Annotated in this window: 16 protein-coding genes; 9 read left to right on the forward strand and 7 right to left on the reverse strand. The window is 64.2% G+C overall.

Annotation, left to right across the window (positions count from 1 at the left end; all coding sequences use genetic code 11):
* The first annotated feature begins 30 nt into the window (after positions 1-30).
* From rpsU to JN302_RS09825, 3 genes are all read left to right on the forward strand, one after another.
* Complete coding sequence (rpsU, locus tag JN302_RS09815; protein ID WP_202311760.1) at positions 31-288, forward strand: 30S ribosomal protein S21; 258 nt, start codon at positions 31-33, stop codon at positions 286-288.
* A 243-nt stretch (positions 289-531) separates the two neighbouring features.
* On the forward strand, positions 532-2,358 hold the full coding sequence (gene typA / locus JN302_RS09820; RefSeq protein WP_202332747.1) for a translational GTPase TypA: 1,827 nt from the start codon (positions 532-534) through the stop codon (positions 2,356-2,358).
* 205 nt (positions 2,359-2,563) lie between these two features.
* The gene (locus JN302_RS09825; RefSeq protein ID WP_202311762.1) at positions 2,564-3,178 is read left to right on the forward strand and encodes a LysE family translocator; all 615 of its coding nucleotides are present in this window, start codon (positions 2,564-2,566) and stop codon (positions 3,176-3,178) included.
* A gap of 103 nt (positions 3,179-3,281) precedes the next feature.
* Here the strand turns inward: JN302_RS09825 and JN302_RS09830 are convergent, their stop codons facing one another.
* Positions 3,282-3,596 carry a hypothetical protein gene (locus tag JN302_RS09830; RefSeq protein WP_202311764.1) on the reverse strand — a complete coding sequence of 105 codons (315 nt, stop codon included), beginning with the start codon at positions 3,594-3,596 and terminating at the stop codon, positions 3,282-3,284.
* A gap of 418 nt (positions 3,597-4,014) precedes the next feature.
* Between JN302_RS09830 and JN302_RS09835 the strand changes: the two genes are divergently transcribed.
* Positions 4,015-4,608, forward strand: coding sequence for a GNAT family N-acetyltransferase (locus JN302_RS09835; protein WP_202311766.1), 594 nt, complete (start codon positions 4,015-4,017; stop codon positions 4,606-4,608).
* Between the two features lie 129 nt (positions 4,609-4,737).
* Here the strand turns inward: JN302_RS09835 and JN302_RS09840 are convergent, their stop codons facing one another.
* The 6 genes from JN302_RS09840 to acnA all read right to left on the reverse strand — a co-directional run bounded on the left by JN302_RS09840 (position 4,738) and on the right by acnA (position 14,595).
* On the reverse strand, positions 4,738-7,194 hold the full coding sequence (locus JN302_RS09840; protein ID WP_202334242.1) for an adenylate/guanylate cyclase domain-containing protein: 2,457 nt from the start codon (positions 7,192-7,194) through the stop codon (positions 4,738-4,740).
* A gap of 80 nt (positions 7,195-7,274) precedes the next feature.
* Positions 7,275-8,375 (reverse strand): branched-chain amino acid ABC transporter substrate-binding protein, encoded by a 1,101-nt coding sequence (locus tag JN302_RS09845; protein WP_202311770.1) that lies wholly within the window; start codon positions 8,373-8,375, stop codon positions 7,275-7,277.
* 117 nt (positions 8,376-8,492) lie between these two features.
* Positions 8,493-9,587: a branched-chain amino acid ABC transporter substrate-binding protein gene (locus tag JN302_RS09850; RefSeq protein WP_202311771.1), complete on the reverse strand. Its 1,095-nt coding sequence runs from the start codon at positions 9,585-9,587 to the stop codon at positions 8,493-8,495.
* A gap of 339 nt (positions 9,588-9,926) precedes the next feature.
* Positions 9,927-10,313, reverse strand: a complete 387-nt coding sequence (locus JN302_RS09855; protein WP_202311772.1) for a DUF2794 domain-containing protein — start codon at positions 10,311-10,313, stop codon at positions 9,927-9,929.
* 484 nt (positions 10,314-10,797) lie between these two features.
* Positions 10,798-11,556, reverse strand: a complete 759-nt coding sequence (locus JN302_RS09860) for a DUF1223 domain-containing protein (RefSeq protein WP_202311773.1) — start codon at positions 11,554-11,556, stop codon at positions 10,798-10,800.
* A gap of 345 nt (positions 11,557-11,901) precedes the next feature.
* Positions 11,902-14,595 (reverse strand): aconitate hydratase AcnA, encoded by a 2,694-nt coding sequence (gene acnA, locus JN302_RS09865; protein ID WP_202311774.1) that lies wholly within the window; start codon positions 14,593-14,595, stop codon positions 11,902-11,904.
* Between the two features lie 279 nt (positions 14,596-14,874).
* On the opposite strand from acnA, the gene ccmA reads away from it, so the two are divergent.
* From ccmA to JN302_RS09890, 5 genes are all read left to right on the forward strand, one after another.
* Positions 14,875-15,483 carry a heme ABC exporter ATP-binding protein CcmA gene (gene ccmA, locus JN302_RS09870; RefSeq protein WP_202311775.1) on the forward strand — a complete coding sequence of 203 codons (609 nt, stop codon included), beginning with the start codon at positions 14,875-14,877 and terminating at the stop codon, positions 15,481-15,483.
* A gap of 226 nt (positions 15,484-15,709) precedes the next feature.
* Positions 15,710-16,375 carry a heme exporter protein CcmB gene (ccmB, locus tag JN302_RS09875; protein WP_202332748.1) on the forward strand — a complete coding sequence of 222 codons (666 nt, stop codon included), beginning with the start codon at positions 15,710-15,712 and terminating at the stop codon, positions 16,373-16,375.
* Positions 16,376-16,458: 83 nt separating this feature from the next.
* Entirely contained in the window at positions 16,459-17,220 is a 762-nt protein-coding gene (locus tag JN302_RS09880; protein ID WP_202332749.1) for a heme ABC transporter permease, read from the forward strand.
* Positions 17,217-17,390, forward strand: a complete 174-nt coding sequence (gene ccmD / locus JN302_RS09885; protein WP_202311778.1) for a heme exporter protein CcmD — start codon at positions 17,217-17,219, stop codon at positions 17,388-17,390. Before JN302_RS09880 ends, ccmD begins: the two co-directional genes overlap by 4 nt.
* Positions 17,387-17,968 (forward strand): DsbE family thiol:disulfide interchange protein, encoded by a 582-nt coding sequence (locus tag JN302_RS09890; protein ID WP_202332750.1) that lies wholly within the window; start codon positions 17,387-17,389, stop codon positions 17,966-17,968. The genes ccmD and JN302_RS09890 overlap by 4 nt, the downstream gene beginning before the upstream one ends.
* Positions 17,969-18,023 lie beyond the last annotated feature (55 nt).

Below are 18,023 nucleotides of genomic sequence, written 5' to 3' on the forward strand. Positions count from 1 at the left end.
ACGGTACGGCGGGCAGAGTAGGGAAATCTATTGCAGGTATTGGTTCGCGAGAACAATGTCGAACAGGCATTGCGGGTGTTGAAGAAGAAGCTCCAGCGGGAAGGCGTCTTCCGCGAGATGAAGGCGCGTCGCGCCTATGAGAAGCCGTCCGAGAAGCGGGCGCGCGAAAAGGCCGAGGCCGTGCGCAGGAGCCGCAAGGCGGCGCGCAAGCAGGCCCAGCGCGAAGGGCTGCTGCCCGCCCCGAAGAAGAAGCCGCGGCCCGAGCGGCCGTCCCGCGGCGCCGCCTGAGGCGACGCCGAGGCGCCAGCCGCCCGTTCCGAACGTCCAGTCCGGGTTTCGGCCCTCCGGATATCGGAACGCGCGATGTGCCGACCCATATGAAAAGACGGAGCGCCCGTTGCGCGTCCGGATGGACGCGCGGCGCTCTGTAGCCGTCGGCCCCCTTTCGCAATTGCGAAAAACACTGTATGAGCGCGGCCAACCGAAGACGCGGCGCGGTCTTTCGTGCGCCCCAGCAATCCCGAGCAGACAATGCAACTCCGTAATATCGCGATCATCGCGCATGTCGACCATGGCAAGACGACGCTGGTCGATGCGCTCCTGAAGCAGTCGGGCGCCGTGCGCGACAACCAGCGCGTCGCCGAACGCGTCATGGATTCGAACGACCTCGAGAAGGAGCGCGGCATCACCATCCTCGCCAAGGCGACCTCGGTGGAGTGGAAGGATACGCGCATCAACATCGTCGACACGCCCGGTCACGCCGATTTCGGCGGCGAGGTGGAGCGCATCCTGAACATGGTCGACGGTGCCATCGTGCTCGTCGACGCGGCCGAGGGCCCGATGCCGCAGACAAAATTCGTCGTCGGCAAGGCGCTTAAGGTCGGTCTGCGGCCGATCGTGGCCATCAACAAGATCGACCGGCCCGATGCGCGCGAGGTCGAGGTCATCAACGAGGTGTTCGACCTGTTCGCCGCGCTCGACGCGACCGACGAGCAGCTCGACTTTCCGATCCTCTACGGTTCCGGCCGCGACGGCTGGATGGCCGCCGATCCGCAAGGTCCCAAGGACCAGGGCCTCGCGCCCTTGTTCGACCTCGTGCTGAAGCACGTGCCGGCGCCGAAGGTCGGCAGCGGGCCCTTCCGTATGATCGGCACGATCCTCGAAGCCAACCCGTTCCTCGGCCGCATCATCACCGGCCGCATCGAGTCAGGTTCGCTCAAGCCGAACCAGGCGGTCAAGGTTCTGCACCATGACGGCAGCGTCCTGGAAACGGGGCGCGTCTCGAAGATCCTCGCCTTCCGCGGCATCGAGCGGCAGCCGATCGACGAGGCCTCGGCGGGCGACATCGTGGCGATCGCCGGCCTGTCGAAGGGAACGGTCGCCGACACGTTCTGCGACCCGGCCGTCAGCGAGCCGCTCGCCGCCCAGCCGATCGATCCGCCGACGGTGACGATGAGCTTCCTGGTCAACGATTCCCCGCTGGCCGGTACCGAAGGCGACAAGGTGACCAGCCGCGTCATCCGCGATCGTCTGCTGCGCGAGGCGGAAGGCAATGTCGCGCTGAAGATCGAGGAATCGGCCGACAAGGATTCCTTCTACGTTTCCGGCCGCGGCGAACTCCAGCTCGCGGTGCTGATCGAGACCATGCGACGCGAGGGGTTCGAACTCGCCGTCTCGCGTCCGCGCGTGGTCATGCAGAAGGATGAGAGCGGCCAGTTGCTCGAACCGGTGGAAGAGGTCGTCATCGACGTCGACGAGGAGCATGCCGGCGTCGTCGTGCAGAAGATGTCGGAGCGCAAGGCCGAGATGGTCGAGCTGAAGCCTTCCGGCGGCAACCGCCAGCGTCTGGTTTTCCACGCTCCGACGCGCGGCCTGATCGGCTATCAGTCGGAACTGCTGACCGACACGCGGGGCACCGCCGTCATGAACCGGCTGTTCCACTCCTACGAGCCGTTCAAGGGCGAGATTCCCGGCCGCGTCAACGGTGTGCTGATCGCCAACGAGCCGGGCGAAGCCGTCGCCTACGCGCTGTGGAACCTCGAGGATCGCGGACCCATGGTCATCGACGCCGGCGTGAAAGTCTATGCCGGTATGATCGTCGGCATCCACACCCGCGACAACGACCTCGAAGTGAATGTGCTCAAGGGCAAGAAACTCACCAACATCCGCGCCGCCGGCAAGGACGAGGCGGTGCGCCTTACCCCGCCGGTCCGCATGACGCTCGAACGGGCGCTCGCCTGGATCCAGGACGACGAGCTTGTCGAAGTGACGCCGAAGTCGATCCGCCTGCGCAAGCTTTATCTCGACACGCATGAGCGCAAGCGGTTCGAGAAGAGCAAGACGGCCGGCGCGGCCTGACAATTCGAAGGGCGGCCGGTTCGAGCCGCCCTTTCCTTAGGCCGAACTCTAGGAAGGTGCATGATGCACGGCTGGCCGCAGCCCGTCGAGCGTTCGACGACTGCACGGCACGTCAAGGGCAATTGGCAGCGCTTCGCCCGATCTGGCCCATTCGCGATGGCTGGACGAGAGACTATCGTTCGACGGGCGAGGGGGGATGGGTGCCATGGAATTCACGTCGCTGCTGATCTTCGCCGGAGCTCTGATTGTCGCGGCCGGCTCGCCGGGACCGTCCATCGCCGCGCTTGTCGCGCGCGTGATCAGCAAGGGCTTTCGCGACGTCTTCCCCTTCCTGGCCGCGATGTGGATCGGCGAGGCGATCTGGCTGTCCATGGCGGTCTTCGGGCTCGCCTTCGTGGCGCAGACCTTCCACGCCGTGTTCGTGGTCGTGAAGTGGCTGGGCGTCGCCTATCTCGCCTATCTCGCCTGGAAGATGTGGACGGCGCCCGTTACCGTCGGCGAGAGCGAAATGCCGCGCGAGGATTCGCCTGTCAGGCTGTTCCTGGCCGGCATGGCCGTGACGCTCGGCAATCCGAAGATCATGATGTTCTATCTGGCGCTGCTGCCGACCATCATCGATCTTGCGGCAGTGACGGTGGTCGGCTGGCTTGAGCTCACCGTCACCATGGCGGTCGTGCTGGTCGCGATCGATCTTGCCTGGGTGTTCGCCGCCGCTCAGGCGCGCCGGATGCTCAGGAGTGCCCGCGCCATGCGGATCGCCAACCGGGTCAGCGCCGCGACGATGGCCGGAGCTGCCGCGGCGATCGCCGCGCGGAGTTGACGGCCATCCGCATGACGTGGAACAGGTCGTGTCTGCGCCAGTCGGAGAAGAGGCAAACAAAGGTCGGGAGGATCGCTCTTCCGCGGCTTCGCTGCCACATGCCCTACATCTGCATGATCTCCGCCACTTCGACCGAGCCGCCACGGGCCAGGATCGGGCATCCCTTGGCCTTGGTGTTGGCATCTTCCATGCTGGATGCCTCGATGATCGAATAGCCGCTGGCCGGGTTGGCGCCGCCATTGGCGGCAACCGAGCCATCCGAATTGACGGTGTTCGACATGCCGACAGGGTTGCCGCCCTCGACCACGGCGGGGCCGAGCTTGCCGAACCAGTCGGTCCAGGCTTTCATGACCCTCTCACCTTCTTCCTTCGACTGTGGCATGCTGCCGCCGTGATAGACGTAGAGGTATTTGGACATGGCTCGCTCCATGTTGACGCCCAGAAACAACCCGCTCGCCCGCTTCATCATCCGGCGGGCACATTAAATAAGCAATTGCTCATATATGGCGATCCCGAAGAGTTGATGGTGCGGCCGGTCGTAGCTCTGCCGCGGAGGCGGAGGGCGACGGACCTGGCCAGGGCCGTCGCTTTGCCGGCACGGAATGTGCCGGCACGCGACCTGGAACGCGGCGCGCCCATCTGGACACACAAGGGACAGCCTACAGCGTGTCGCGTGAAAAGGATGCACGCGACACACTGTAGGTTCTTGATTTGGCGCATGTCTTTTTCCCGAAACCGGTGTCCACTTTCGGGAGACATGCTTTAACACTTCAATCGATGCATCGCGCCTTCGGAAGATCGAGTGCCACGTCGGGCCGATGCGGTAAGGAGCCCTGATGCAGCAACTGGCGGAGACGATTTCGCTCAGACCGGCGACGCGAGCCGACATGGACGCCGTCACCGAGATCTATGCCCATGCGGTCCGCCACGGCACAGCCAGCTATGAGCTGGAGCCGCCGTCGCCGGCCAACATGGCGGGGCGCTTCGCCGCGCTCCATGACGGCGGCTATCCCTATATCGTAGCGGTGGTTGAGGGCCGCGGCGTCGTCGGCTTCGCCTATGCCGGACCGTTTCGTCCCCGGCCGGCTTACAGGTTCATCGTCGAGGACTCGATCTATGTTGCGGCGGATTGCCAGGGACGAGGCATCGGCCGGCTGCTGCTGCGGTCTCTCGTCGGGGAATGCGAGGCGCTTGGCTTCCGTCAGGTCCTGGCTGTGATCGGCGACGGTTCGCCGTCGAGCCCGTCCGTCCGGCTGCACGAGGAACTGGGGTTCCGCCATTCGGGTACCCTCGAAGGCTCGGGCTTCAAGCAAGGACGCTGGCTCGACACGGTGATGATGCAGCTTGCTATCAACGGCGGTTCGTCACTGCCGCCAGATCCCTCGTCGCTGCCGGAGCGGAATTTCTCCGGCGGGTCCGCCCGAAAATAGATCCCGTGCCGGACCACAGCGCGTCGCGCGAGAAAGGATTCGAAGGATTCTCGCGACACGCTGTGAGTTTCTTGATTTGGCGCATGTCTCCCGAAACCGCTGCCCGCTTTCGGGAGATATGCTTCGGCACTACTTTAGCCGCTCAAGGAGGTCACGCAGGGTCTTGGTTGCCTCGCCGCGTTCTTTGGCCGACATGAGGCCGGGTTCGGCGCGCAGCTTCAGATGCGGCAGCTCGGCAAGGATGGGCTGCGCTCTCGCCGCGAGATTGGCCCTCAGATCGACCACGCGATAGGTGGCCGCAGGATAAGCAATGCCTCTGACCTGGATGCGGCCCTGTTCCTCGCAGTGGATCGAGTCCTTCACCTGGGCGAAGGTCTCATAGGAAATCAGCACCGTCCCCGGCTGCGCTTCGTGCTCCAAGCGAGACGCAAGGTTCACGGCACCGCCAATGATCGTGTAGTCCATTCGGTCTTCGCTGCCGAAATTGCCGACGGTGCAATAGTCGGTATGTATGCCGATGCGGCAGCGGAGAGGCGTCTCCATGCCGGCATCCTTCCAGACCTGTGCGAGCTCGCTCATCCGCCTTTGCATCGCAAGCGCCATCGTCACGCAGGCAAGCGCGTCCTCCTTGACGCCTCGGCTCTCTGGATCGCCGAAGAACATCACGATCGCGTCGCCGACATATTTGTCGATCGTGGCGCCATGCTCCGAAGCAATGCGTGACATCTCGGTCAGATAGTGATTGAGAAGCTGGGTGAGTTCCTCAGACTCCATTTTGTCGGCCGTTTCCGTGAAGCCGGCAATGTCCGAAAAGCACACGGTAAGCTTCTTGCGTTGGCTTGCAATGCGCACGTCCTGGTGTCCGGTGAAGATCGAGTTGTAGACCTGCGGCGCCAGATATTTGGAGAGTTTGCCGGAAAGTACCTCCAGGGCGGCCGATTTTTCCGCCAGACCTTCTTCCCGCCGTTTCAACTCGGTAATGTCGGAATAGACTGCGACCGTCCCGCCGCCGGTGATCCGCCGCTCGCTGATCATGATCCATGTCCCGTCGCCGCGCTGCTGCACGTGCGGCTCGCCGGGATTGCGGTGCTGCAGCAGACGGGCGGCGATCCAATCCTCTTCGCGCCCCTTGGCATCTGCCACGAGACCGCGTTCCGCCGCCCCACGGATTATGGCCTCGAACGGAGTACCCGGCATGACAATATCGGCGATGCCAGGATACATGATCTCGCGATAGCGGCTGTTGGAGAGGATGAGCCGGTCATCGGAATCGTAAAGCGCGAAGCCCTCGGAGATGCTCTCGATCGCGTCGACAAGCCGCTGGCGCGCCTCGGCCACGTCGCGCAGATTTTTCTCTTCCACCTCGATCGCTGTGTCGCGAAAGAGCCGCAGCGCCTCTGCCATTCGGCCGATCTCGTCGCGCCCGGGTGATGGCAGGGACGCTCGAAGGTCCCCGCCGGCGATGGCGAGCATGCTTTGGCTTACGCCCGCCAGGCGCGTGAGGAGATTCCGATCCACGTAGAGCCAAACAACCAGCGCCGAGGTCAGCAGACTAAGAAAGGCAGCGCCGAGCACGACGCCGGTGCCGTAGCGCTGTACGGTGGCAGTCTCGCGCTCCGCTTCGTTGATATCATGGTCGGCAATGGCCACGAGCCTATCTACCGCCGCCGTGAGATCGTTTGAAAGACGCCTGTTCTCCGCGAGGAGCGCCTCTCCGGCCGTAAGGACCGTGAGTTCGTCCGCACGCGCCTTCAGGATGCTATCTTCGCCCTCGACCAGAGCCTTGAGTTCGTCCACGCGTTTCTGAAAACGAGCGCGAAGCTTTCCGTCGATCTCAGGCGCCAACGCACTCAGTGCCTCCAGAGACCGGTGCAGCGGAAAAGACATCAGCGTCAAGTCGCCCGGGCTCGGCGCCACCGATGCCCTGAGGAGCGCATCGTTCATACTGGCAACTTCCCGCTGCGCTTTCTGCTGTGGGACATAGGAGGCGATTGCTTCAAGAAAGCCGGCATTCTCGGGGCTGCCCGATTGCGCCGCTGCGGAGGGTTCGGCCATGGTCGCGCGCCATCTATCGACCTTCGAGTTCATGACGAGGATGGCGGGCGCAATGAGGCGCTGGCTGGCGTTCACCGTCGTGGACAGTCGCCGCAAGAGCTCTTCTTTGCGAGCGGTCGCCGACAGGCGGGTCGCAACAATGCCGTCGAGCGCCTCGAAATTGCTCCGTAGCCCAACGACCGCCGCTTCTATCCCGGTAACGGGAGAGGTGCCTTGGCTCGCGGCTTTCAACGAAGCGAGCAACTCATCGAGTTGCGCCAGGCTGTCGGCGACAACAGCTCTGATCTCGTCATGTCGGGCCTTGCTGGTGGCAGCCAGTATTGACGGTGCGGTCGCGGTGACCCGTTCGGCCTGACGGGACAACTCCAGCGATGAAAGGGCGGCTGGAACCCGACTTTTCGTGATCCGCTCGACGGCGGAGCCGACTTCGAAAAAAGCATACAAGGCCGCGGCAGTCGCCAGCACGGCGAGTATGCTGATTCCGAAGAAAGCAAGCAACAGGCGCCCGCGTATGCCGAAGCGCCCGAGCAGCGCGCGGGGACCCAACCGACCGGTGAGCAACCTCTGCACGGGATTGCCTCGGGGGTCTTCCGAACCGCGCAATCCGCCTCCTATTTCTCCACGGGCGTGTATTCGCCGCCACGCCACACGTACCACACCCAGTTCTGAACCATGATGTCCCCCTTCTCATCGAAGTCGATCCGGCCCAGGACGGTGTCGAACTGATTCTTGTGCAGCGATGCGATCACTACCGTCGGCTCCAGCGCGCCCGCCTTCTCGACAGCGTGTGCCCAAGCCTGCACGGCAGCGTAGCTGAGCAGAGTAAAGGAATCCGGTTCGAAGTTCTCTGCGCGAAACCTCTCTACGACTTCCACCGCGTCGGGGCTTCTACGCGGGTCGGCGACAAAGGTGAAGAGAACGCCCTCGGCCGCGGTGCCGGCGACAAGGCCAAACTCTTCGGTCGCGATCGTATCGCCCGAGATCAGCTGAACTGTGTAGCCTCGATCGTGCGCCGCGCGCGCCATGAGCGCAATGTCGTTCGGATACCCGCCTACATACAGCGCTGCGACATTGGCCGCCTGCAGCGCAGCCATTTCGTCTGAATAGTCGGCCTTGCCCGCATCGTAAGTGTTGAAGATCGCCTCGGCGACGCCGCGCTTGTTCAACTGCCTCTTCGTCTCGTCGGCCAGGCCTTTCCCATAGGTCGTGCCATCGTTCAGAATCGCGATGTTCCGGTCGGCCCAATGGTCGGCCAGATAGTTGCCGGCCACGCTTCCCTGCATGTCATCACGGCCGATGGTGCGGAAGACGTTGCCGCGGCCTTGCTCGGTGAGCATCGGGTTCGTCGATGACGGCGAGATCTGAATGACCCCCGCAGCCTCGTAAACTTTGGACGCCGCGATCGACGCGCCGGAGCAGCCATGCCCTACGACGAGCACCACATCGTCCCCGACCAGCTTTTGCGCGGCAGCGATCGCCTGCTCGGGATCGCAGAAGTCATCTGCCGTGATCAACCTTAGCGGCTGTCCGAGCACACCACCTGCGGCGTTGATGTCGGCGACGGCCATTTCCGAGCCGTGAATGATCTGCTGGCCTTGCCAGGCGACCGGTCCGGTGATTTGACCGGCAGCTCCGATCAGGATCTCCGCTTGCGCCGGACTGCTGAACGCGACCGCGAGCGAGGCGATCGCCATGGAGGCGACGCGGTGCATGGCTACGTCCCTCCAAAGCACAGTCTGCGCGGCAGCGAAGGCCGGCAGCTGGCAATCGTGAATGCCGAGATGTTGATCATCGCGGGCCAGCGATGCTCTAACGAGCGCCCGAAGCGCCTATTCGACCGGGACATACGTGCCGCCCTTCCAGACGTACCAGACCGGGCTCTGGGTGGTGATGTCTCCCTTGGCATCGAAGGCGATCGGGCCGAGTACCGTACTGAATTCATTCTTATGGAGCGATTGGATGACCGGTTGCAGTTCCAGCGTCCCCGCCTTTTCGACAGCCAGCGCCCAGGTCTGGATCGCGGCATAGGTCAGAAGAGTGTATCCCTCCGGGTCGAAGCCGTCGGCACGAAACCGCTCGATCACCGCGGCGGCGTTGGAGTTTAGTCGAGGGTCGGGAAACGACGTAAAGAGTGTGCCCTCGGCAGCCGCGCCTGCTATCAGGCCATATTCCTCCGTGGCCAGCACGCCCGATCCCGTTACGAGCTGGACGTTGTAGCCTCTGTCGCGCGCCGCGCGGATCAGTAGGCCCATCTCGGTCTGGTAGCCGCCGACGTAGAGCACCGCTATGTTGGCACTCTGCAGCTCGGCGATCTCCGCCGAATAGTCGGACTTGCCGGGCTGGAAAGCCTTGTAGATGGCTTCGGTGACACCGCGCTTGCGCAGCTGCTCCTTGGTGGAATCCGCGAGTCCCTTTCCGAAGACTGAATCGTCGTGGAGGATCGCGATCTCCTTGCCCTTCCAGTGATCGGCCAAATAGTTGCCGTCCATGATACCATCCGCGTCGTCGCGGATGATGACACGGAACACATTTGCTCGGCCAAGCTCCGTCAAGGTGGGATTGCTCGAGGCCGGCGAGATCATCACAACGCCGGCGTCCTGATAGATTTTCGAAGCAGGTATGGAGGCCCCGGAACAATAATGGCCGGCGACGAAGATCACACCCTCGCTGACCAGCTTCCGTGCGGCGGCGACGCCCTGGTCCGGATCGCAGAAATCGTCGGCAGTCAGGAGCCGCACTTCATCACCGAGGACGCCGCCGGCAGCGTTGATGTCCGCCACCGCCAGCTCTGCTCCGCGTTGCATCTGCTCGCCGGGCCAAGCATTTGCCCCTGTCATGGGGCCTGCCACGCCGATCAGCACGTCCGCTTGCACGCTGGCGAAGGAAACAATGCTCAAGATGCCAGCATAGAAAAACGAGCGCATGAATGCCCCCTTTTTCTAAATTAGCCTCTTCTAAGTTAGACGATGCTGGACCGTATGCAACATGCATTTGGGGGCAACTGCATCGTCACTAAATCTCTCAATTCGCGAATGTGCAGTCGAACGGCCGCCTATGGCGCTGCTTGCTTGTTCCGACAGACGGCTAGAGCGGCAAAGTTCCGCTTGGAGCCGCCTTCGGCGCCGTGTACCGAAGCATCAGGCTTTCAAGTCTGGTCTAGAGGGGCGGACGCGCCAATGGAATCGGCGCTGTCGCCCTATGTTCTTGCTTGAGTGTCAAGCAGCTTTTCACGCCCGTGAGAACGGTGCTTGACCTCGGCTGGATCAGGCCTGGACAAGCCGCAGCCTCTTGTCGAAGATTCCCAGGACGCGGGCGAGTTCGTGGCCACGCCGCAGGATCATGCCTGTTGCCGCCACGACCGAATAGGCGCCCTGCTTGCGGGCGAGCTTGGGGTCCTTGACGATCTGGAACAGCGGCGTCTCGCTGGTGCGGCGGAAGACGGAGAACACGGCGCGGTCGGAAAGATGGTCGATGGCATAGTCCCGCCATTCATTGGCGGCGACCATTCGGCCATAGAGGCGCAGAATCTGGTCGAGCTCGCGCCGGTCGAAAGACACCGGCATGTCGAGGCGCTCGCGACGCGCTTCCTGAAACGGGATCAATATTGCGGATTCGTCCCCACCCTCCGCACCAGATCCGCGTTCTGTCATCCGATCCGACCCTTTGTGACAATCACAAGACGACGACAGGTTTGCTCTTTCGTCCCGCAAAAGCAAGACCTGGGCGCAATTCGGGGGCCGATCACGCCGATTCCGGGGGGCAAGGGTCACGCGGCGTCATGTCACAAAGCAAGCGGTGGTGTTAGAATTGGTGATCCTTGGCCACAATCTCGCCACAAATAATCCAAGCTCACGCCCCAATGTCTGGCGACCATCCGTTCGTTGCCTGAGACGGTTCGGTCCGGCATCGGCTCGTAAACCCCAAGCCCCCCGCCCACGGGCCCGCGTCGGATCGAACCAACCTCGGTTTTTGCAAGGAACCGGGTGCGACGATCCCAAAACCACTGAACCGGTGTCAGTCCCGACTGGCGCCGGTTTTTTAATGCATGTCTCCCGAAATGGTGCTGGTGCAGGGTTTGGGAAAAAGACATGCGCTCAGCCAGGAGCGCACAAGCACGCGACATGCTTGTTGATCTCAGAGGCCCGAGGGATATTCGATCGCCGCCGCTCCCAGAATAGGACCGGGCGTGTCGTCCTTGCCGACCGACTGCAGAAGCACCGCGCAGCCGCCCGCGCCCCGCTTTGTCACCTCGCTCATCGGCATCTCGAATCGCGCTGCCTTGGCGTGCCAGACGCCTGCCGTCTGCATGTCTGTGACCGCATTCCAGTAGGAGACCGTACGGCCCCGATTCTCGCCTTCGGCGATGGCGATGGGCGTCACCGGATTGTAGTAGACCAGTACGACATGGGCCTTCTCGCCCGTCTTGCCTTCGCCCACCTCGATCACCAGGCTGTCGCCGAGGCGCTTGGCCGTAATCGGCACCGGCAGGCCCTGGGCGTCCGCCTTCCCCGACGCCAGCGCCGTCTCGATCGCCGCGCGGTCCGAGCCGTTCACATGGGTGGTGCCATTGATCACCGCCTGCGGCGTGTAGACCGAGCGGCTGCCGAAGGTGCGCATGTAGTCGCGCTGGCGGGCCGTGTTCTCGGGCTTGGCCAGCGTGTCGCGCCAGCCGAGATAGTCCCAGTAATCGACGTGATAGGCCAGCGCCACGATGTCGCCCTTGCCGGCCATCTCGGCGAACAACTCGTCGGCCGGCGGGCAGGAACTGCAACCCTGGCTGGTGAAGAGTTCGACGACACCACGCGGATTGCCGATCTCGCCTGCGATCGAAGGTGCTGCAATAACCGACAGGGCCAGCGCCGCCGCCAGCCCGTCAAGGTGCCGAAATCCCATGGCCGTTTCCGCTCTTGCACGCCGGGCCAGCCGGCTGCTTTTGATTGCCCGACAAACTGGCAGAAGCGACTTTCAACGGGAAGTCACGTTCACTTGAAGCTTCGCCTGCCAGAGCCCCTCGAGGCGCAACTGCGCACAGGCTTCGGGACCTGCGGCGTGTCGCGAGAAAGGATTCATGCGACAGGCTGCAGGTTCTTGATTTCGCGCCTGCCATTTTCCCGAAACCGCTGCACTTTCGGGAGACATGCCTCGGCTCCGCTTTCGGGACGCGTGCCAGGAAGAGGCTCCCGCGCGTCCGAGAGGACGCGCGGGGCTTCAAATCGGTAGGTCTGCGTTGCTGGCGGCTCACGCCGCCAGGTCGCGCAGCACATATTGCAGGATGCCGCCGTTCTTGAAGTAGTCGAGCTCGTCGACCGTATCGATACGGCAGAGGATTGGCACGTTCTTGACCGTGCCGTCCGCGAAGGTCACCGTCGCGTTCATCTTCTGGCGCGGACGGATGGTATCGAGCCCGTCGATGGTCACCGTCTCGTCGCCCTTCAGGCCGAGCGATGCCCAGGAGGTGCCCTCCTCGAAGACGAAGGGGATGACGCCCATGCCGACCAGGTTCGAGCGGTGGATGCGCTCGAAGGACTGGGCGATCACAGCGCGTACGCCGAGCAGGTTGGTGCCCTTGGCCGCCCAATCGCGCGACGACCCGTTGCCGTACTCGACGCCGGCGAAGATCACCAGCGGCACGCCCTCGCGGCGATATTCCATCGCCGCGTCGTAGATCGGCATCTCTTCCTTGGACGGATAGTGGATGGTGTAGCCGCCTTCGCGTCCGTTCTCGCCCAGCATGTGGTTCCTGATACGGATATTGGCGAAAGTGCCGCGCATCATCACCTCATGGTTGCCGCGCCGCGTGCCGTACTGGTTGAAGTCGGCGACGCCGACGCCGTTGTCGATCAGATATTTGCCGGCGGGCGAGGCCGCCTTGATCGAACCGGCGGGCGAGATGTGATCGGTGGTGATCTTGTCGCCGAAGAGGCCGAGGACGCGCGCACCCTTGATTTCGCCGATCGCGCCGGGCCTGGCGCCCATGCCGACGAAATAGGGCGGATTTTGCACATAGGTCGACTGGTCGTCCCAGGCATAGGTCTGGCCCTCGGGCGCTTGCACCTTCTGCCAGTTCTCATCGCCCTTGAACACGTCGGCATATTTGCGGGCGAACAGTTCGCGCGTGACGTTCTGGGCGATGAACTGTTCGATCTCTTGCGTCGTCGGCCAGATGTCCTTGAGATAGACCGGCTTGCCGTCGCGATCCTCACCGATCGGCTCGGCGGTGAGGTCCTTGGTCACCGTGCCGGCCAGCGCATGGGCAACGACCAGCGGCGGTGAGGCGAGGTAGTTCGCCTGGACGTCGGGCGACACGCGGCCCTCGAAATTGCGGTTGCCCGAAAGCACCGCCGCTGCGATCAGCCCCTTGTCGTTGATTGTCTTGGAGATCGGCGCCGGCAGAGGACCGGAATTGCCGATGCAGGTCGTGCAGCCGAAACCGACGAGGTTGAAGCCGATCTGGTCGAGCTCCTTCTGCAGGCCTGATTTGTCGAGATACTCCGCGACCACCTGGCTGCCGGGGGCGAGCGAGGTCTTCACCCAGGGCTTCTGCTTCAGGCCGACGCGGTTGGCGTTGCGCGCCAGCAGGCCGGCGCCGATCAGCACGCTCGGATTGGAGGTGTTGGTGCAGGAGGTGATGGCGGCGATGACCACGTCGCCATGGCCGAGGTCGTGGTCGGCGCCTTCCACCGCGTAGCGCCTGGCGGCGTCGGCGGTCTTCTTGTATTCAGCCTCCAGCGCCTTGGCGAAGCCCGATGCGATGCCTTCGAGCGGGATGCGGCCCTCCGGGCGCTTCGGACCGGCCATGGACGGCACGACGTCGCCGAGGTCGAGTTCCAGAAGGTCGGTGAAGACGGGGTCGGCCGAGCCGTTGTCGCGCCACATGCCCTGCGCCTTGGCATAGGCCTCGACCAGCTCGATGCGGCTCTCGGCGCGGCCGGACATGGTGAGATAGCGCACGGTTTCCGCGTCGACCGGGAAGAAGCCGCAAGTGGCGCCGTATTCCGGCGCCATGTTGCCGATCGTGGCGCGGTCGGCCAAGGTCATGTTGGAGAGGCCTGGCCCGAAGAACTCGACGAACTTGCCGACGACACCCTTCTTGCGCAGCATCTGGGTGACGGTCAGCACGAGGTCGGTCGCGGTGACGCCTTCCTTGAGCTTGCCGGTCAGGCGAAAGCCGATCACCTCGGGCAAAAGCATCGACACCGGCTGGCCGAGCATGGCCGCCTCGGCCTCGATGCCGCCGACGCCCCAGCCGAGCACGCCCAGGCCATTGATCATGGTGGTGTGCGAATCGGTGCCGACGCAGGTGTCGGGATATGCGACCACCTCGCCGTCATCGTCGGTGTTGGTCCACACCACCTGGCCGAGATATTCGAGATTGACCTGGTGGCAGATGCCGGTGCCGGGCGGCACCACGCGGAAGTTGCGGAACGCCTGCTGGCCCCATTTCAGGAAGCGGTAGCGCTCTGCGTTGCGCTCATATTCGAGCTCGACATTGCGGGCGAAGGCCATCGGCGTGCCGAACTCGTCGACGATGACGGAGTGGTCGATCACAAGGTCGACCGGCACCAGCGGGTTGATCTTCTGCGGGTCGCCGCCCAGCGAGGCCATGGCGTCGCGCATGGCGGCGAGGTCGACCACCGCCGGCACGCCGGTGAAGTCCTGCATCAGCACGCGGGCCGGCCGATAGGCGATCTCGACGCCGGCCTTGCCCTTGTCCGTCAGCCAGCCGGCGACAGCCTGGATGCTTTCCTTGGTTACCGAGCGGCCGTCCTCGTTGCGGAGCAGATTCTCCAGAAGGACCTTCATCGAATAGGGGAGCTGGGCAATCCCCGCGAGGCCGTTCTTCTCGGCCTCCACCAGGTCGAAATAGACATATTCCGCGTCGCCGACCTTCAGCGTCTTACGGGAATTGAAACTGTCGAGAGATTTGGACACGTGCGATCCCACTGGTCTGTTCTGCCTGGGAACGGACGCCTCGGCATGCTGGAATCACGCGCAAAGGTGCGGGTACGGCCATTTCCGCTGTCCGCCCCCTCGCACCCGGCCGTTCAAGGCGGCGCGCGCGCTGGTTCGGCGCAAATTCGGTTCCCATGCCGACCGCTGGCATGGTCAACCCGCATATAGAGAAATTCCTGGAATAGTTCTAGACGGTGAATCGGGCAATTTTGCTGCGGCGCACATGGCCGCAGCCGGGCTTCCTGCGACGGGGGAGAGATGCGGCTGAAAGCCGACGGACTGGCGGGCGAGCGTGGCGGCGAGCGGATATTCTCCGGCGTCGGCTTCATCCTCGACGCCGGTACGAGCCTGACCGTCACCGGCCCGAACGGCGCCGGCAAGTCGACGCTGCTGAGAGTGCTGGCGGGACTTCTGCCCGCAGCGGCGGGGAACATCTCCTTCGAAGGTGGGGGGCAGTGGCCGGCACTCGCGGGTGCCCTTCACTATCTCGGCCATCAGAACGCGATGAAGGCGGCGTTGACCGTGTCGGAGAACCTTCGCTTCTGGCAGGATTTCTGCGGCATGCCGCGACTCTCCGCCGAAGAGGCGCTCGGCGAAGTCGGGCTCGAAGCGATCGCTCACCTGCCCTTCGGCTATCTGTCGACCGGCCAGCGCCGCCGTGCGGCGATCGCACGGCTGCTGGTCAGCCACCGTCCTGTCTGGCTGCTCGACGAACCAACGGCCGGCCTCGACAAGGCCTCCGAGCAGCGTTTCTCCGGGCTGATGAACGCCCATCTCGAGAACGGCGGCATCATTGTCGCAGCAACTCATCTGCCGCTTGGGCTGGATAACGGCCAGACGCTGGCGATGAGGGGAGAGGCATCGTGAAATCGCATACCGCGTTACCCCCCTCTGTCCTGCCGGACATCTCCCCCCGGGGGGAGATCGGCTGGCAGCGCGCTCTACGTAAAGGGTCGACCTCGCAGAATGATCGCCTTGGCCTGTCTCAGCGAATCTCCCCCCTTGAGGGGGAGATGTCCGGCAGGACAGAGGGGGGTATCAAAACAAGCTCGACGCCAGACGTTCGTTCCTCCCTCCAATGGACGGTCCCCCCATGCTAGCGCTGTTCCTGCGCGATATCCGGCTGGGCATCCGGGCCGGCGGCGGGGGACTGACCGGCGTGCTGTTCTTCCTGGCGGTGATCACGGCGGTGCCCTTCGCAGTCGGTCCCGATCTCAACCTTCTCGCCCGCATAGGCCCGGCGATCCTGTGGGTCGGCGCACTGCTGTCCAGCCTGCTCGGCCTCGACCGCCTGTTCCAGGCCGACCGCGAGGACGGGTCCCTCGATGCGCTGCTCCTGGCGCATGACCGCCACATGCCGGCCTTCGCCGTCTTCGTGAAGTGCCTGGCCCACTGGGTGGTGAGCGTCCTGCCGCTGGTGGTCGCGGCGCCGCTGTTCGGCCTGTTCATGAACATGCCGCCTTTGGCGATCGGCGCGACAGCGCTTACTCTGCTGGTCGGCACGCCGGCGATCGCTTTCGTCGGCGCGGCGGGCGCGGCGGTCGCCGTGGCCCTGCCGCGCGGCGGCGTGCTGGTTTCGGTGCTGGTGCTGCCGCTGGTGTTGCCGGTGTTGATCTTCGGCGTCTCGGCCTCCTATGCGGCGGTCGCCGAGCCCGATCCGTTCCTGCCGCCTTTTCTCATTCTCTCGGCGCTGACGCTGTTCCTCGCCGTGATCGGCCCGGCTGCAGCGGCAGTGGCATTGCGCTACGCAACCGACTGAATCCCGTTGCACGGACTTCGCCAGCCGGATGCGGCAAAGTCGGCGAATTGCGGAGACAGGGGCGCGGCGTTATGTAACGGTCCATGAACGATACGACCATGCGCTGGACCGATCTGGCCAATCCGACACGCTTCGTGGCGTTGGCCGACCGGCTGATCCCCTGGTTCGCCGGCCTTGCGGCGCTGGTGCTCGCGATCGGCCTCTATATGGGTTTCGCCGCGCCCGAGGATTATCAGCAGGGCATCACGGTGCGCATCATGTATATCCATGTGCCTTTCGCCTGGCTGTCCATGATGTGCTACTCGATCATGGCGGCGTCGGCGCTCGGGACCCTGGTGTGGCGTCACCCGCTGGCCGACGTGGCGCTGAAGGCGGCGGCACCGATCGGGGCGACCTTCACTGCGCTGGCACTCATCACCGGCTCGATCTGGGGCAAGCCCATGTGGGGAACGTGGTGGGTGTGGGACGGCCGGCTCACCTCGGTTTTCGTGCTCTTCATCCTCTACCTCGGCATCATCGCACTGACCCGGGCGCTGGATGATCACACGCGCTCGGCCCGCGCGGCGGCGGTGATCGCGCTGGTCGGATTCGTCAATATCCCCATCATCAAGTTCTCCGTCGACTGGTGGGCGACGCTGCACCAGCCGGCATCGGTGTTCCGGCTCGACGGACCAACCATCCATCCGAGCCTGCTGTGGCCGCTGATGGTCATGGCGCTTGGTTTCACGATCCTGTTCTTCGCCCTTCATCTCACGGCGATGCGCACCGAGATCTGGCGCCGCCGCGTGGCGGCCATGCGGCGCGTGGCGGCCCGGCGGGCCGAAAGCACGGAGGTGCCGGCATGAGCACGCATGCTCTCTATGTCATGGCCGCCTACGGTGTGACCTTCATCGTCATGGCGGGGCTGATCGGCTGGCTGCTCACAGACCGCAACGCCCGCCGCCGTGAACTCGCCGACCTGGAAGCGAGCGGCGTGCGCCGGCGCTCGGATCGCGCCGTCGAGGGCCGGCCATGAGCGGCACGCAGGCCGAGGCGCCGAAGCGGCCGCGCAGGCTGTTCGTGCTCTTGCCGCTCGCGGCCTTCCTGGCGCTGGCTGCCGTATTCCTGGTGCAGCTCTATTCCGGCCGCGACATTTCGGTGGTGCCGTCGGCCCTGATCGGCTCGCCCGCACCGCAAACCAGGCTGCCGGCGCTCGAAGGCCTCGACCTGCCAGGTCTCGATTCGGCGGCCTTCCTCGGCAATGTGACGCTGGTGAACGTCTTCGCCTCCTGGTGCGGACCGTGCCGGGAAGAGCATCCCGTGCTGATGGCGCTGGCACAGGACCGCCGCTTCGGCATCGTCGCGCTGAACTACAAGGACCGGCCGGAAAACGCGCGGCGGTTCCTCGGCGAACTCGGCAATCCTTTTGGCGCGATCGGCAGCGACGAAACGGGGCGTACCGCGATCGATTGGGGCGTCTACGGGGTGCCGGAGAGCTTTCTGGTCGGGAAGGACGGTAAGATCCTCTACAAACATGTCGGACCGCTCACGCCGGAGGCCGTGAGCAGGCAGTTGCTGCCGCAGATCGAGAAGGCGCTGGCGGCGCCGGGTTAGCGGCGTTCCGCCACTGCTCCCGATTCAGTAACGCAGATGTGATGAACCTACTTCA

Source organism: Mesorhizobium sp. L-8-3 (genome assembly GCF_016756615.1).
GTDB lineage: Bacteria > Pseudomonadota > Alphaproteobacteria > Rhizobiales > Rhizobiaceae.